The sequence below is a fragment of the Paenibacillus silagei genome (genome assembly GCF_017874735.1).
GTDB lineage: Bacteria > Bacillota > Bacilli > Paenibacillales > Paenibacillaceae > Paenibacillus_AQ > Paenibacillus_AQ silagei.
This window is the reverse complement of sequence record NZ_JAGGLV010000020.1, coordinates 1-13,944: the sequence shown is the minus strand read 5'-3', so window position 1 is coordinate 13,944 and position 13,944 is coordinate 1. Positions and strand designations below refer to the sequence as shown.

Here is a 13,944-nt window from a genome sequence, read left to right as displayed (position 1 = left end):
TTATTATTTTTTTCAGGGAGGAATATCATGTATACTGTCAAAGAAGCTGCTGCTATAACTGGACTTACTGAGCATGCTGTACGCTTTTATACGGATAAAGGTCTAGTGCCAAGTATTCAGCGGAACAAAAACAACATCCGGCTGTTCGACGACGAATCGATCAACTGGCTGTACGGGATTAGGTGCCTCAAGCAGACCGGCCTCCCCATTGAAAGCATCAAAACCTATGTCGATCTCTGTCTCGAAGGGGATTCGACCATTGCGCAGCGTTTTGCCATGATGATGGAATACAGGGAAGCTGCACTCCTTCAGCTGGAAGAAGCCAAGCAGCGCGTTGCCCATCTGGAAGAGAAGGCCCTTCAATATCAGGCTATTCTGGAGCAGCGCATCCCGGACCTGACCAATCCCGGCAACTGGAGCAAGCTTCAGAAGGAGGGCGTCAAGGTTCCGGCGCGCCGGAAGAGAGTGGTGCGGTCTTCTTAGCAGTCAGGGGAATACTCCTCAGCAGCTGGGGGGATACATATATTAGGTAGCTCAACCAAGCACACTTCAGCTTTTAATCGACTTTTTTCGCCAGCATTCGTCAAGTGCTTTGCCCGTTTACCTTGACACACTGTATACCCCATGACATAATAATTCCAGACTAAATGACTATGATAAGTTGGACATCATAGGACAACGAGAGAGAGCTTTTACTAGATGAGGGGGAAGTTATAATGAAGAAGAAATTTGTGCCAGGCGTTCTGATTATGTTGCTCGGGTTGGTCATTGCAGGTTGCGGTAATGGAAATAAGAATAACGCAGGCTCAGCTGAGACAAACGGTGCTGGAGCAGGTACGAAGACTATTATTGCTGCTACGAGCGGGGTCAGTAACCCTTTTAGCTACGAGAAGGACGGGCAGTTGACAGGTTACGATGTGGAAGTAATGAAGGCGATCTTCAAAGACCTTCCGGAATATAAGCTAGAGGTTCAGGCGATTGAATTCGAAGGGATTCTGACCGGTCTGGACAATGGACGTTTCCAGCTGGGGGCGAACAATTTCAGCTCCAACCCCGAGAGACGCAGCAAATACAATTTCTCACTGCCGATTATCGAGAATGCCAATGTGTTCGTGGTCCGTAAGGATGACAACACCCTTAAGGCGGTAGAAGACCTGAAGGGCTATAAAGCCGTAACCGAAGTAGGCAACTCCGGTGCCACCCTGCTGGAGAATTACAATGAAGCGAACCCGGATGCCAAAGCTGAGATTATGTACACCGACGAGAATTTCGTGAAGCAGTTCGAAGGTATTGAAGCCGGCAAGTACGATGTGCGTATCATTTCCCGTGTATCTGCCGAGAAGGCCATCAAGGAGCATGGCTTCACCAACCTGAAGGTCGTTGCGTTCTCTACAGAGAATAGTGATCCAGGATCTTATATCCTGCTCTCCAAGTCTGCGGACAGCTCCTTGCTAGATACCGTCAACAAGAGAATCAAGGAAATTTATGCTGACGGCACCCTGCTGAAGATTAGCCAAGAGCAGCTTGGCGGCGACTATTTGCCTAAAAAAGAGCTGATGGAGTAACCGGAGGAAGGTGATCGCATGAAATTTCTAGTCTCGGGAGATGCATTATTCTCCAGCAGTAATTTATATAAGACGATGGACCCTGAGCTGCTGGCTTTGCTGCAAGGGGCCGATGAAGCTTTTACCAATGCAGAGTTCGTGACCCCGCGCCTCAATACCGCTCCGGCGGCAGGACGCGGCTACCAGACCAGTGTGCGTCCTAAGGCGCTGGACGAATTCGGGAAGCTTAATATCCGTTATGTGAGCTTTGCGAATAATCATACGGGGGACTATGGGACCCAGGGGCTTGTGGATACGATCGAAGAGGCGGAAGCTCGCGGTCTAACTCCGCTTGGCGTGGGCATGAGCCTGCACGATGCGCGTAAGCCGGTGTTCGTGGATACGCCAGACGGACGGATTGCGGTCATCACCATTGATGTGACGAGAAGCGAAGTGTTCGCTGCCTCGAATCCGGGGAACGGCGTTCCGGCCCGCCCGGGGGTTAACCCGCTGCGCTGGTCGCGTACGTATGTTGTGAACGATCAGGATTTCAGCACCTTGAAGGAGATCAGTGAGCGCATCGGCATCGCCTCCAGTATGGAGGAAGGCAAGCGGATTGAGACCTTCAAGAGCAAATCGGAGAATTACTATGAATTCGGCTCTTTTTTTGAAGGCTATTTAACCTTCGAAAAGGGGGAGCAGTCCCGCGTCAAGACGGCAGCGCATGAGCAGGATCAGCAGGAAATCTACCGCAGCATCCGGGATGCGGTGGAGCGCAGTGATTATGTGTTTGTCAGCCTGCATACGCATGAAGGGGAGAACGAGAACTGGTACTCCGATTATCCGGCGGAGTTCATTGAGACCTTCGCGCGGGGTGCGGTGGATGCCGGGGCGAGCTGTGTCTTCGGACATGGTGCCCACTTCACCAGAGGGGTGGAGCTGTACAAGGGCCAACCTATTTTTTATAACATAGGCAGTCTGTTCATGGAGTTCGAAGCGGGAGAGTCGATTGTATCCCCGGAGATGTTCACCGCCTACGGGTATGCCGAGAACGAAGCTCCATCTACCCTGCACAAGAATAGAACCAAGGACAGCGAAGGGAATTGGCAGGGCTTCTACAGCGACCGCAAGTTCTCGGAGAACTTCCTGGTCATGTTCGATCTGAGTGTGGAGGAGCAGCGGTTCAGCTATGAGCTGATTCCGATTGATCTCAGACTTACCCATGAGACAGTGACGAAACGCGGGCTTCCGGTACTGGCTTCGGACGAAGCGGCGGCTTCCCTGGTGGAGCGGCTTAACAAGGTAAGCAACGAACGGTATCATACTGAAATTATCTATGAGGGCAGACGGTTGACGGTCAGACCGTGTTAGAGCGTCGCCCTGTAAATTGAACGTGGAAGGAAGTAAGACGGCATGGGAGAGATTTTTGATATTCACGCGGTGTTCGCAGCGATACCTCGTCTGTTAGAGGTCCTTCCTGTGAGTCTGCAGATTACGGTCATCTCGATGATCGTCGGCCTTGTGTTTGCGCTGTTGTTCGCCATTATCCGTATGCGCAGAATTCCCGTGCTAAGCCAGCTAGTTACACTCTTCATCTCGTTCATCCGTGGAACGCCGATCATTGTGCAGCTATACTTGACTTATAACGGAATTCCGTTGTTACTCAAATTCATTAATCAGCAGTATGGGACGGATTATAATATCAATGCCATTCCGGCGATGATCTTCGTGCTGGTCACCTTCGCGTTCAATGAAGCGGCGTACAACTCGGAGACGATCCGCGCTGCGCTGCAGTCGGTGAATAAGGGCCAGATCGAGGCTGCTGAATCCCTGGGGATGACGTATCTTCAGGTGCTGAGAAGAGTCATCGTTCCGCAGGCGCTGGTGGTGGCGATTCCGCCGCTGGGCAATGCATTGATCGGATTGCTCAAGGGAACCTCCCTGGCCTTCGTAGCGGGTGTAATCGAAATGACCGCCAAGGGGAAAATCATCTCCGGCAGCAACTTCCGGTTCTTCGAGGTGTATCTCGCATTGGCGATCATCTATTGGGTCATGACGATTCTGATTGAGCAGATTCTGAGATTCCTGGAGAAAAGATTCTCCATTCCGGACTCCGCTGCCGGGGCCATGAACCGCGGCTGGTTCTCTTGGGGAAGGAGAGAGATCTGATGATTAAGGTAAGCCATTTATCCAAGTCTTTTCACGGCAATCTGATTCTGGACGATCTCTCCGTTGAGATTAACAAGGGAGATGTTGTGGCCATTATCGGTTCGTCCGGTGCGGGCAAGTCCACCTTCCTGCGTGCGCTTAACTGCCTGGAGCAGGCGGACCGGGGGATACTGGATCTCGAAGGCTTCAAGGTCGATTTCAGCACGATCACGAACAAGCAGCGGCTGGAGCTACGGAAGCAGACGGCGATGGTGTTCCAGCAATTCAATCTGTTCCAGCACCGGACGGCACTGGATAATGTCAAGGAAGGCTTGAAGATTGTCAAAAAGATGAACGACCGCGAAGCCGCGCAGATTGCACAGAAGCAGCTGGAGCAGGTAGGCCTTGCTGAGCGTGCTCATTACTATCCGAAGCATCTGTCCGGCGGCCAGCAGCAGCGGGTGGGCATTGCCCGCGCCCTCGCGATGAATCCGAAGCTGCTGCTCCTGGACGAGCCGACCTCAGCGCTTGACCCTGAGCTGGTGGGCGAGGTGCTGCAGACGATCAAGAAGACCGCCGCTACCGGTCAGACGATGATTCTCGTCTCGCATGAGATGAGCTTTGTCTATGAAGTGGCGAATAAGGTGCTTTTCTTGGACAAAGGGAAAATCGTGGAGGAAGGGACGCCGGACGAGGTGTTCAATCATCCAAAGTCCGAGCGGGCGAAGGAGTTCCTGCAGAATTATTTCCGTAATAAATCGAGTATTTAAGAGCACTATAGTAGAACCCCCGGAGAGGGCGCAGGTTTGCGCTTTTCCGGGGGTTTTTGTGTGAGTGGAATGTAGTCGAAAAACCGACCACATCTCTGATTACCCGGGTGCCGCATAAAGGACGCACCAGCGTGACTCACTTATCAGGATGAATTAATAACTATCCAGCCGAATCCGCGAGAATCGCAGCAAAATGCAGAAAGCTTGAACAAAGCTGAATTAGTTGCGACTTTTTTGATTTATTCACGTATATAAACCTTTAATAAGACTAAAATACGCCAAAAGGAGCGATGCATCTTGAATTTCATGAACCAGAATGGCGATAATATCCCAGGGTTCAAGCTGCCGAAGTTGAAGCCGGGCATGTACAAAAGGATAGGGGTGGGGGTAGCCGCTGCGGCTGTATTGCTGTATATCGGCGCCACTTCATTCTATACCGTGCAGGAGCAGGAACGTGCAGCAATTCTGACCTTCGGCAAGTATACGAATGAGAGCTCGGCCGGACTCCATTTCAAATGGCCTTATCCCATCCAGGATGTCATTACTGTGCCTGCCGAGCTGACTCAGCGGATTCATATCGGTTACCGCCAGGAGGCTGGAGGAGCTGTGCCCGTGGATGAAGAAGCCATGATGATTACTGGCGATGAGAATATTGTCTCTGCCGATGCTGTAGTCCAGTGGAAGATCAGCAATATCCGTGATTACCTGTATAACATTGATGAACCGGAGCAATTTCTGCGGAATTCGGCCAGTTCCTCGATCCGTGCAGTGATTGGTTCCGAGAAGCTGGATTTTGCGATTACCGACGGGAAGACAGTCATTCAGGATAAAGTCCGGGTGCTGCTGGTTGACCTGCACAAGAAATACAACACCGGCATTCAGATCATAGATATTAAATTCCAGGATATTGAGCCGCCGAGCGGCCAGGTAGAGGAAGCTTTCCGCGAGGTCACGAACGCCCGCGAAGAGAAGAACACGAAGATCAATAACGCCAAGAAGTATGAGAACGATATCATTCCTAAGGCGCGCGGTGAAGCTCAGGCGCTCTTAGAGCGGGCCGAAGGTGAGAAGAAGTCGCGTATCCTGAATGCGCAGGGGGATGTGGCGCGGTTCAATGCGATTTTTGCCGAATATGCCAATAATCAGAGTGTCACCGAGAGCCGGCTGGTTCTGGAGACCCTGGAGACGATTCTGCCTAATGCCAAGATCTTCATTACCAACTCGAATAGTGATACTGTGAACTATCTGCCGTTGAATGAGCTGATGCGCAGCACCAAGGATAGCACCTCTGCTCCTGCCGCTGTGAATCCGGCACCTTCAGCCGCACCGCAAGGAGGAGATGCCCAGTGAAAAGAAACCCGATCATCCTATTAATATCCTCTGTCGTTCTGATTATTCTGCTGGCTGGCTCTATGTACATCGTGAAGGAAGGGGAATATAAGGTTGTTCTCCGTTTCGGTGAAGCGATGCGTACCGTTGAGGAGCCGGGTCTAAAGTTCAAGCTTCCTTTTATCGAGAATGTCTCGGAGCTTCCCAAATACCAGATGACCTATGAAAGCACGCCGACCAATATTCTGACCAAGGATCAGAAGCCGATTGTAGTTGATAATTATACCGTCTGGAGAATCACCAATGCCTCGCAGTTCTTAAGAACCGTTCAGACGGTTAGCGGGGGAGTGCAGCGTATTGATGAAGCGGTATACAACTCGGTACGCCGCAAGCTGTCGGAGATCAATTATGAGAATATTATCAGTGAGGACACGGGACGGGGCAATATTAACGATGAGATCACTAAAGACGTAGTATCTGCCTTAACCCGTGACAATTACGGCATTGAAATTATTGACGTACGGATCAAGCGCACCGATCTACCGGAAGGGAATAAACAAAGTGTATACAACCGGATGATCTCGGACCGCCAGTCCATTGCTGCGCGTTACCTGTCCGAAGGGGATGAGGAATCCAAGAAGATCACCTCCAAGGCAGACCGCGCTTCCCGCGAGCTGATGGCCCAGGCTGAAGCCGACTCCAAGAAGATTATTGCTGAAGGCGAAGGGGAGGCTGCCAAAATCTACAATCTGGCCTATGGCAAGTCGCCCGAGTTCTATAGCTTCTACCGCACATTACAGAGTTATGTGACCACGCTGAAGAATGAGCCGGTCATCATGATCCCGATCGATTCGCCTTATGCCAAGATACTGATGGGACAATAGAATAGTGTGACCATAAAAAGAGCAGCACTCTTCCTAAGATGGAAGAAGTGCTGCTCTTTTAATTGAGCGTATCGCCATTCGGGCAATAAGTGGATTTCTGCCAGGGCAGCTCCCTTTTACAGGAAGATCAGCAGCAGTGTGCCCACTACGAAGCAGTAGTACGAGAAGTAAATCAGATTCCCCTTAGCCATAATGCCGATGAACCAGCGCATGGCATAGTAGGTGGCGACCAGCGTGGTGAGGAAGGCGATCAGGTAAGGCATCGCCAGCGCGGCGCGGTTAGGGTCATGCACGATATCGGATGCGCCCATGATTAGCCCCCCGATGCTGATCGGGATGTAGAGCATGAACGAGAACTTCAAGGCGGTCTCCTGCTTCATGCCGACGGCAATGGAGGCAATCACAGTAGAACCGGAACGGCTGATGCCGGGAATCAGCGCTACCGCCTGAGCCAACCCGACGATGATGGCGTCTCTCACGGTGAGGTTGCCGTCTCTTTTCTGGCCGCGCAGGTTGCGGATCAGCCAGAGGGCTACCCCGGTAATGAGTAAGCTGATGGATACGGTATGTACAGAGGTGAAGACGCGTTCGATCGTATCCTTGAAGAATACGGCGGCCACGGCCGCGGGAATCGTACCGATTATAATGTAGATGCAGAACATGAACTCTGACCGGTATTTGGGTTCGCGCGTCTGCAGGTAACGGAAGAAGCCTGTAATCAGATCCAGGATGTCTTTGCGGAAGATGAAGCAGATGGCAATCAAGGATGCCGTATTCGTTAAGATTTCAAAAGATAGCCCGTTCTGCTCCATGCCGAGCAGACGTTGTACGATGATCAAATGCCCGCTGGAAGAGACGGGGATCGGCTCCGTCACTCCCTGTACGAGCCCTAACAATAAGTATTTTAGCCAATCGAACCAATTCTCCATGAGTTCCTCCTGAATATAAACTGCAATTTCGTTAAGCCTGTCTTCTTCTTAGCCGCTTGGAAAAGACGTACAGCCCGAAGCCGAGCAGGAACAGGGTTGCCGCCGGAAGAATGTAAGGCTTGACGATTTCGTCCACATGCTCCCATTGCGAGCCCAGCTTATAGCCCAGATAGACATAGATCGAAGTGATCGGAAGCATGGCAAGGCAAGTGTACAGACTGAATTTGAACACATTCATCTTGGCAATCCCGCAAGGGATGGAGATCAGCGTTCTCACACCGGGGATGAAGCGCCCGTAGAAGGCTACACCGCTGCCGTATTTATCAAAGAAACGGTCGGAGGCCTCCAGATGATGCGGACGGATGAAAAAATACTTCCCGTACTTAGCAATCGCAGGTCTGCCCCCGAACCGGCCCAGCGCGTACAATGTCAGCGGACCGAAGGTGCCTCCAACAGTCCCGGCCAGAATCGTAAGAATGAGCTTCATGTCCCCCAGATACACCCAATAGCCGGCAAGCGGCAGCACGATTTCGGCAGGTACGAATTCAAACGACAAGGCGATAACGATGCCTGCATACGACAAATCTTTGAAAAAGAGTATAAATTCCGTGATCCATTCTGTCATGCATTTCTCTCCCTTCTCAAACAAAAAGCCCCCTAATTAAAGGGGGCAGTCTCATCAACTGTCAGCACCCTCTCATCTTTGCAAGGCATCCGGGATGCCTCTAGTGCTGTGCCCGTTCTGCTTATAGCATGCCGGTCACAGCGGTATCATCGGGCGAAGCCCTCCACCGAACTCTGGATAAGAGTATTATTCAATTTGATAACATTAAAACACACCTATATACCATTAAGCAAGTTTGGGAGAAGGGAGAAATTTTGGATGAAAATATGAAAGCGTTATTTCAGCTCAATCTTAAACACATCGCCCGCCTGCCCGCCGAAGACGGCCATTCCGCCCTGCGGCAACCGGACTGAAGGATCTTTGCTCACTCTGGAGTGGCTTACGATCATCCCGTCGGCATCATATACAACGAATCCGCCGCTTGGAGGAGCTGTCACGGTCATGGTTTTGCCGGCAGCTTTCTTGTCAATCTTGAACCATACGCTCTGGCCGCCCGCAGGAACGGTGCTGGTTGAGGCCGGGCCTCCGTAGATCGGCTTCACCGCATCGCCGCTGATATACGCATTGCCGTCGATGGTTAGATATTCTGCACCGTTCTGCTTGGAGAAGGTCAGATCGAAGGCGTCTCTGCCGTTCATGACCGGGATTTCAGCCGCATTGACGGCGGTGTTCTCGTCCACAATCCGCGTCCCGGTGGCGTAGCCTTGTTCAACCTCAATAGTCTTCGTCAAGATGGAAGGGGAGAGGTAGAAGAAGGAATTGATTTTCTCATCTACAGCGTAGTAATGCTTCCCGTCCCTCTGCGCCCAGGCCTGCTTCGTAGAAGCATTCAGCGGATTTGCGTCCAGCTTCTGGTACTCGTAAGTGACCATCAGCATTTGACCGACACCGGGGATAGTCAAGTGGGTGTTCAGCTTCAGATAAGTCTTGCCGTTCTTCTGCTGATCGAAGCTCACGGCTGCACTGCCGTCCGGGCTTGTGAACTGTCCCTTGCCGGTATAAATATACTTCTGCGCTGGAATGAGTCCGCCCTCCAGCTCAGGCAGGTTGAGCGCTCCGTCCTTAATGGCTATGGCAGTGGTTGAGCCGACAGTCCCGTATAATCCCGAATAGGCTTCCAGCTCGGCAGGCATCGCTGCTTTGACTGGAGGAGTGAAGGTGGCGTCCGGCAGAATCTTATTAATCTTCCCGGTGTCCTTCAGGTACGTCAGCAGCACATTCGAGGCGAAAATGGTGTTATAGATTGAGCTTCCGCCTGACGAGAGCACCGCGATGGATATATCGGATTCCGGCAGGGTAATCAGGTCAGCGTGATACATGATGGTATCTCCGCCTTTGGACAAGGCCTTGATTCCGTAATCACCGAACGGTGCCAGATCTACGGCATCCCAGCCCAGACCGAAATTGAAAGAGTTGGTCTCCTCGGGTACCCAGAGTCCATTCTTATATTCCGGCTTACGCATCGCTTCGGCGGAGGCCTCCGACAGAATTTCCGGGTGCTTGCCGTTCAGCATCTCGGCGAATGTGGTCAGATCTTCGGCTGTGGAATAGAGGCCGCCTGCTCCGAGGATATTGGCGTTCTCGCTGGGCGTTGCCTGCTTAAGGCCAGGGAAGTAGGTCTTGGCAAGCTGCTGCCGGTCAAAGGTGTCGAGCGGCGTTTTGGTGGAGCTTAGCTTCAGCGGGCTGCTCATGTGCTTATCCAGGAACTCTGTATAGCTGCTGCCGGTCACCTGCTCGATCATCAGCTCCAGCAGCTGAAAACCGTCATTGCAGTATACGGAATAGGCTCCCGGATCGGATTTCAGCCGCTCGGACTGAAGCCTGGTCAGCAGTTCATCGTGATTCTGTGTATCCGCATCGTCCATCAGAATGCTGTTCCCGTAGTGGCTGCCGTACAGGCCGGAGGAATGGTTCATTAACATGCGCGGCGTAATCTTCTTGTAGCGCTCATCGGCCATCTTGAACTGCGGCAGATACGTAGTCAGCGGCTGATCGATGTCGATGATCTTATCCTCAGCCAGCATCATGGTTGCTGCGGAGACATGCATTTTGCTGATGGAGCCGATGCCGAACATCGTATCCTTCGTGACGGGAGTGCCTACTGCCTTATCGGATACGCCGAAGCCGCCGGACAACGTAATTTTACCTTGATCCCTGATAGCATACTGCATGCCGCTTACCCCGTAGTCGGATACGATCTTCGAGCCCAGCAGGCGGGCCGTTTCCTGCACTGGGCTCTCCTTTTCCTGCGCAGACGCCTGGGCTGCGGGGATCACCAGCATGGCCGCCAGTACGACTGAAGTTAACTTGTTCATCTTGAACTCCTCCTCTTGTGTCTCTTAGGTAATCTTCCTGAAGTTATCATACAGGCAGAAGAGAGGAGCGTGGCCCGAATAACCCTGAAACGTTAATAACAATCCCTTAACGTAGAAATTTAGATTAAAAGGCACAAAAAACGGTAACAAAAAGTGAAAGAAGCGGAGGGGAAATTTGGAACTGAAGGAGCGGTAGCGACCGCCTTTGTATTTGGATTTCTACCGCTAAGAGCGGTCCGATCAGGAAATCAAAATACAACAGCGGCCGGAAGTCCAAATGTTCACCGCAGTGACGGCGAAACTTAATGTTTAGTGCATTTTATATAGAAGCTTCGCGTGAAAAGGGGAGGACCACCATATTGTTGAATTCCCGATGCCCGGCTTCAATCGTCATATTGCCGCCGTACTTCTCGCAGATTCTGGAGATATTGGTCAGGCCGATGCCGTGGTATTCCGGGTCGGGCTTCCGGCTCTGCAAAGAGGTGGTCTCCGGGGCGGTATGATTCAGGATGCGGATGAACAACGCGGATTCGCTGGAGTGCATCTGGATCAGAATGTAGCGGTCCTCGGCGAGCCGTACTTTTTTGGAAGCTTCAATGGCATTGTCCAGCATGTTGCCCAGCACGACGCACAGGTCATAACGGTCGATGTGAAGCTCACCGGGCAGCAGCTTGAGCCGGGTATCAATGCGTATGCCGTTCGCTTGTCCGATATTCAGCGTGTTCGTGACCAGCGCATCCACCGCCAGATGGCCGGTGTTGACCCGCTGGTAGGCATCCTCCACTTTATTCAGCGTAAGCTTGATATGTTCGAGAGCCGCCGCCGGATCATCCCGCCGGATACACTCTTCAATGTAGAGGAACTGCTGATGGGTGTCGTGGATAATTCTTTTGATCGACTTGAAGCTGTGGACCGTCTTCTCATAGTTGGCGTCCTGATAGTTCATCTGGTGCTGGAGCTGGGCGTTCTCATGCATGAACTGGAACTTGTCGGTAATGGTATCGAAGATATAGACGATCATCACATTCAGGAACAGGAAGCCGAGAATCGCAATGAAATAATAGATATCCTTCTTCGAGTCTTCGGTGAGGACATTGATCTGATAGGTGCTGATGAGCGGGACGAGCAGGAACATCACATAATACCGGTAGGGCAGGGAGACGCTTCGCCGCTTGGAGATCAGCCGGATGATCTGAATCACCGGGAACATAATAATGCAGCTAAGGATGAGCCCCTTGATGAAGGCCGACCGGTCAATTCCCGCACCCGAGTTCATGCTGGTATAGTCCACCGAATCTATCATTGAGAAAATATACAGCGAGATAAAGCTGACCACTGTCATCAGCACAGCGTAGAGCAGGGAAAAGATCGCCTGGGTCTTCACCTCCACCTTATAGGCTTGCGCCATACTGAAGATCATCAGCAAAGCTACGCCGGAGGAGAATAGAGGGGACAGCGGGGTGACCAGGTAGAGGAAGCAGAGTACCCCGTAGATCAGGAAGTATATGATCCGGTTGGGCTTCCTGACAGCTTTGTCAAATACCGAGGCGAAGAAGAACTGGGTCTGAAAACACATCACCAGCAGCACACAGACGATAAGGGTCAGATTATAGTGAGTCATACGAGCTACCCTTCATGATCATGAATTTGGTGTAGAAGTCCTTAACCTCTTTGATTTTGGATCGGCCGATGGGGAACTCCTGCCCGCCCGACATCAGCACGGAGCCGCCCGCGAACTTGTGGACATGCAGCAGGTTGATAATAATCGAACGGTGGATGTGCAGGAAATGGCTGTCCCGTAAGGCTGAAGCGTACTCGGCAATAATTCCTCTAGTCTCATAGATTCCTGTGGTGGTAATCACATGCAGTTTGCTCTTGACCGTTAGACTCTTGGCCGCCTCAATCCCGATAATATCATCATGCCGCAAGACGACCTCCTCATACCCGGACTTGATGACCATGAATTTCTTATCCTGGGCCTGGAAGTAATCACACAGCTTAAGGATCTTCTCCTCCAGGAGCTGCGGGGCGACCGGCTTGATCAGATACTGGAAGGTAATCACGTCGAAGCTCTCCACCATATATTCTGGATAGCTGGTCAGGAATATGATCTGTTCGTCAAAATGCTTCTGGCTTCTCAAGCGGCGCGCCGCCATAATCCCGTTCATGCCGCCCATCTCCACATCCAGAATCAGGATATGGAAGGGGGCTCCGCCCCGTTCATAGTGGGAGATTAGGTCTTCTCCCGAAGAAAACAGCTCGATTTCAAATTCGGTATCCGTCTTGACGGATAACCCGACCAGAATCCTCTTCACCCGCTCCCGCTGCTGTTCTTCATCCTCACATATCGCTACCCGATACATCCAAAGGCCCCCTTTCACTTCCGGCTCAATGCCTAAGCAGATATTTGTACACAACATTATATAGTATTGTCCAGGGGAATGAGCAGATCAGGGGGCCAAACGCATAAGTTAATCCCTGGACTGCACAAGCGGTGTGCTGAAAATCCGGAGACCAAGGCGAACGCTACGCTTTTACGGGGGGCTTTCCGCCCGCTCCGCTGTTTAAGTGTATGCTCCAGGGACTGTTGTCACTTCCACAGCCGCAGCAGCGGCCCGGCCTCGCCATAGACGGGATCGCGCTCCGGCAGCGGGACTTCGCGGATCTCGGGCACCGCCGCAGCGAGATCCTCCGGAGTGGCCCGACGCGTGTTGTAGTCCGCTCCGCCGGGATAAGCACCGGCTATTTGGAAGTCCTGCGTAGCGGAGAGCCGCTTATGCGCGGTTCCGGCAGGCAGCACCACAACGTCCCCGGCCTTAACGTCGGCGGTGTACCCGGCATCTCCGCCAAGCTGGAGCCTGGCGCTGCCGGAGATCACACCCAGCACCTCATGCGCGTTGCTGTGATAGTGGTGATAGGGGAAGACGCCGTTCACCCAGCTATTCAACCAGCCGTTGTTATTGAAGATCAGTTCGGTGTCTTCCGGGTGGTCCCGGAGAACCCCTTTATATAGCACGGCGGGAAGCTGCGGATTGTTCGGCAGCAGCCCATCCGGCTCGAAGCTGAGCTTAATTATAGATTCGTCCTGCTCCCGGCCTGTAGAGTTATGTTCTGGCATAGCGGATCATCTCCTACGTGAATTTTGGTATATATAGAATTACCCTAAGGTTGGTAATGTATTTCGTGAAAATAAATTTCGTTAAAAGGTGAGAATCCCAGGTATTGATGGCAGTTTAATTGTAACGAAATACAGCTAGTTGAACATTTGGCGGCACTAGTAGACCTGCATTTATAGCGAAAAAACAAGGATAAGTGTATTCTGTGGAGCGACCGAGCCTAGGTTGAGTAACTTAGCAGGTGGAACCCCTGCTTGGAAAGGCGGAAGCCACGTCACCAATAG

13 protein-coding genes are annotated in these 13,944 nt (G+C 52.0%); 7 read left to right on the top strand and 6 right to left on the bottom strand.

The window, feature by feature from the left end; translation table 11 throughout:
• Nucleotides 1-27: 27 nt before the first annotated feature.
• The 7 genes from J2Z70_RS24255 to hflC all read left to right on the top strand — a co-directional run bounded on the left by J2Z70_RS24255 (nucleotide 28) and on the right by hflC (nucleotide 6,675).
• Nucleotides 28-483, top strand: coding sequence for a MerR family transcriptional regulator (locus J2Z70_RS24255; RefSeq protein WP_209877450.1), 456 nt, complete (start codon nucleotides 28-30; stop codon nucleotides 481-483).
• A gap of 233 nt (nucleotides 484-716) precedes the next feature.
• The gene (locus J2Z70_RS24250; RefSeq protein WP_209877448.1) at nucleotides 717-1,565 is read left to right on the top strand and encodes a transporter substrate-binding domain-containing protein; all 849 of its coding nucleotides are present in this window, start codon (nucleotides 717-719) and stop codon (nucleotides 1,563-1,565) included.
• A gap of 18 nt (nucleotides 1,566-1,583) precedes the next feature.
• Nucleotides 1,584-2,915: a CapA family protein gene (locus tag J2Z70_RS24245; RefSeq protein ID WP_209877446.1), complete on the top strand. Its 1,332-nt coding sequence runs from the start codon at nucleotides 1,584-1,586 to the stop codon at nucleotides 2,913-2,915.
• A 42-nt stretch (nucleotides 2,916-2,957) separates the two neighbouring features.
• Nucleotides 2,958-3,713 carry an amino acid ABC transporter permease gene (locus tag J2Z70_RS24240; protein ID WP_209877444.1) on the top strand — a complete coding sequence of 252 codons (756 nt, stop codon included), beginning with the start codon at nucleotides 2,958-2,960 and terminating at the stop codon, nucleotides 3,711-3,713.
• Nucleotides 3,713-4,462 (top strand): amino acid ABC transporter ATP-binding protein, encoded by a 750-nt coding sequence (locus J2Z70_RS24235; RefSeq protein ID WP_209877442.1) that lies wholly within the window; start codon nucleotides 3,713-3,715, stop codon nucleotides 4,460-4,462. The genes J2Z70_RS24240 and J2Z70_RS24235 overlap by 1 nt, the downstream gene beginning before the upstream one ends.
• Before the next feature lie 306 nt (nucleotides 4,463-4,768).
• On the top strand, nucleotides 4,769-5,812 hold the full coding sequence (hflK, locus tag J2Z70_RS24230; protein ID WP_209877615.1) for an FtsH protease activity modulator HflK: 1,044 nt from the start codon (nucleotides 4,769-4,771) through the stop codon (nucleotides 5,810-5,812).
• Complete coding sequence (gene hflC / locus J2Z70_RS24225) at nucleotides 5,809-6,675, top strand: protease modulator HflC (RefSeq protein WP_342593052.1); 867 nt, start codon at nucleotides 5,809-5,811, stop codon at nucleotides 6,673-6,675. The genes hflK and hflC overlap by 4 nt, the downstream gene beginning before the upstream one ends.
• 116 nt (nucleotides 6,676-6,791) lie before the next feature.
• Here hflC and J2Z70_RS24220 read toward each other — a convergent pair whose 3' ends face one another.
• The 6 genes from J2Z70_RS24220 to J2Z70_RS24195 form a co-directional block, all read right to left on the bottom strand.
• On the bottom strand, nucleotides 6,792-7,604 hold the full coding sequence (locus J2Z70_RS24220; protein WP_209877440.1) for an undecaprenyl-diphosphate phosphatase: 813 nt from the start codon (nucleotides 7,602-7,604) through the stop codon (nucleotides 6,792-6,794).
• A gap of 31 nt (nucleotides 7,605-7,635) precedes the next feature.
• On the bottom strand, nucleotides 7,636-8,229 hold the full coding sequence (locus J2Z70_RS24215) for a DedA family protein (RefSeq protein WP_209877438.1): 594 nt from the start codon (nucleotides 8,227-8,229) through the stop codon (nucleotides 7,636-7,638).
• 275 nt (nucleotides 8,230-8,504) lie between these two features.
• Nucleotides 8,505-10,544 carry a serine hydrolase domain-containing protein gene (locus J2Z70_RS24210; RefSeq protein WP_209877436.1) on the bottom strand — a complete coding sequence of 680 codons (2,040 nt, stop codon included), beginning with the start codon at nucleotides 10,542-10,544 and terminating at the stop codon, nucleotides 8,505-8,507.
• Between the two features lie 319 nt (nucleotides 10,545-10,863).
• Nucleotides 10,864-12,165: an ATP-binding protein gene (locus tag J2Z70_RS24205; protein WP_209877434.1), complete on the bottom strand. Its 1,302-nt coding sequence runs from the start codon at nucleotides 12,163-12,165 to the stop codon at nucleotides 10,864-10,866.
• The gene (locus tag J2Z70_RS24200) at nucleotides 12,152-12,907 is read right to left on the bottom strand and encodes a LytR/AlgR family response regulator transcription factor (RefSeq protein WP_209877432.1); all 756 of its coding nucleotides are present in this window, start codon (nucleotides 12,905-12,907) and stop codon (nucleotides 12,152-12,154) included. Before J2Z70_RS24200 ends, J2Z70_RS24205 begins: the two co-directional genes overlap by 14 nt.
• A 227-nt stretch (nucleotides 12,908-13,134) precedes the next feature.
• Nucleotides 13,135-13,662, bottom strand: coding sequence for a cupin domain-containing protein (locus tag J2Z70_RS24195; protein WP_209877430.1), 528 nt, complete (start codon nucleotides 13,660-13,662; stop codon nucleotides 13,135-13,137).
• Nucleotides 13,663-13,944 lie beyond the last annotated feature (282 nt).

What these genes read in the sequence shown, in the direction of transcription:
- J2Z70_RS24255 (WP_209877450.1), top strand. Translation starts at nt 28, where the DNA reads ATGTATACTGTCAAAGAAGCTGCTGCTATAACTGGACTTACTGAGCAT.
- J2Z70_RS24250 (WP_209877448.1), top strand. Translation starts at nt 717, where the DNA reads ATGAAGAAGAAATTTGTGCCAGGCGTTCTGATTATGTTGCTCGGGTTG.
- J2Z70_RS24245 (WP_209877446.1), top strand. Translation starts at nt 1,584, where the DNA reads ATGAAATTTCTAGTCTCGGGAGATGCATTATTCTCCAGCAGTAATTTA.
- J2Z70_RS24240 (WP_209877444.1), top strand. Translation starts at nt 2,958, where the DNA reads ATGGGAGAGATTTTTGATATTCACGCGGTGTTCGCAGCGATACCTCGT.
- J2Z70_RS24235 (WP_209877442.1), top strand. Translation starts at nt 3,713, where the DNA reads ATGATTAAGGTAAGCCATTTATCCAAGTCTTTTCACGGCAATCTGATT.
- hflK (WP_209877615.1), top strand. Translation starts at nt 4,769, where the DNA reads ATGAACCAGAATGGCGATAATATCCCAGGGTTCAAGCTGCCGAAGTTG.
- J2Z70_RS24220 (WP_209877440.1), bottom strand. Translation starts at nt 7,604, where the DNA reads ATGGAGAATTGGTTCGATTGGCTAAAATACTTATTGTTAGGGCTCGTA.
- J2Z70_RS24215 (WP_209877438.1), bottom strand. Translation starts at nt 8,229, where the DNA reads ATGACAGAATGGATCACGGAATTTATACTCTTTTTCAAAGATTTGTCG.
- J2Z70_RS24210 (WP_209877436.1), bottom strand. Translation starts at nt 10,544, where the DNA reads ATGAACAAGTTAACTTCAGTCGTACTGGCGGCCATGCTGGTGATCCCC.
- J2Z70_RS24205 (WP_209877434.1), bottom strand. Translation starts at nt 12,165, where the DNA reads ATGACTCACTATAATCTGACCCTTATCGTCTGTGTGCTGCTGGTGATG.
- J2Z70_RS24200 (WP_209877432.1), bottom strand. Translation starts at nt 12,907, where the DNA reads ATGTATCGGGTAGCGATATGTGAGGATGAAGAACAGCAGCGGGAGCGG.
- J2Z70_RS24195 (WP_209877430.1), bottom strand. Translation starts at nt 13,662, where the DNA reads ATGCCAGAACATAACTCTACAGGCCGGGAGCAGGACGAATCTATAATT.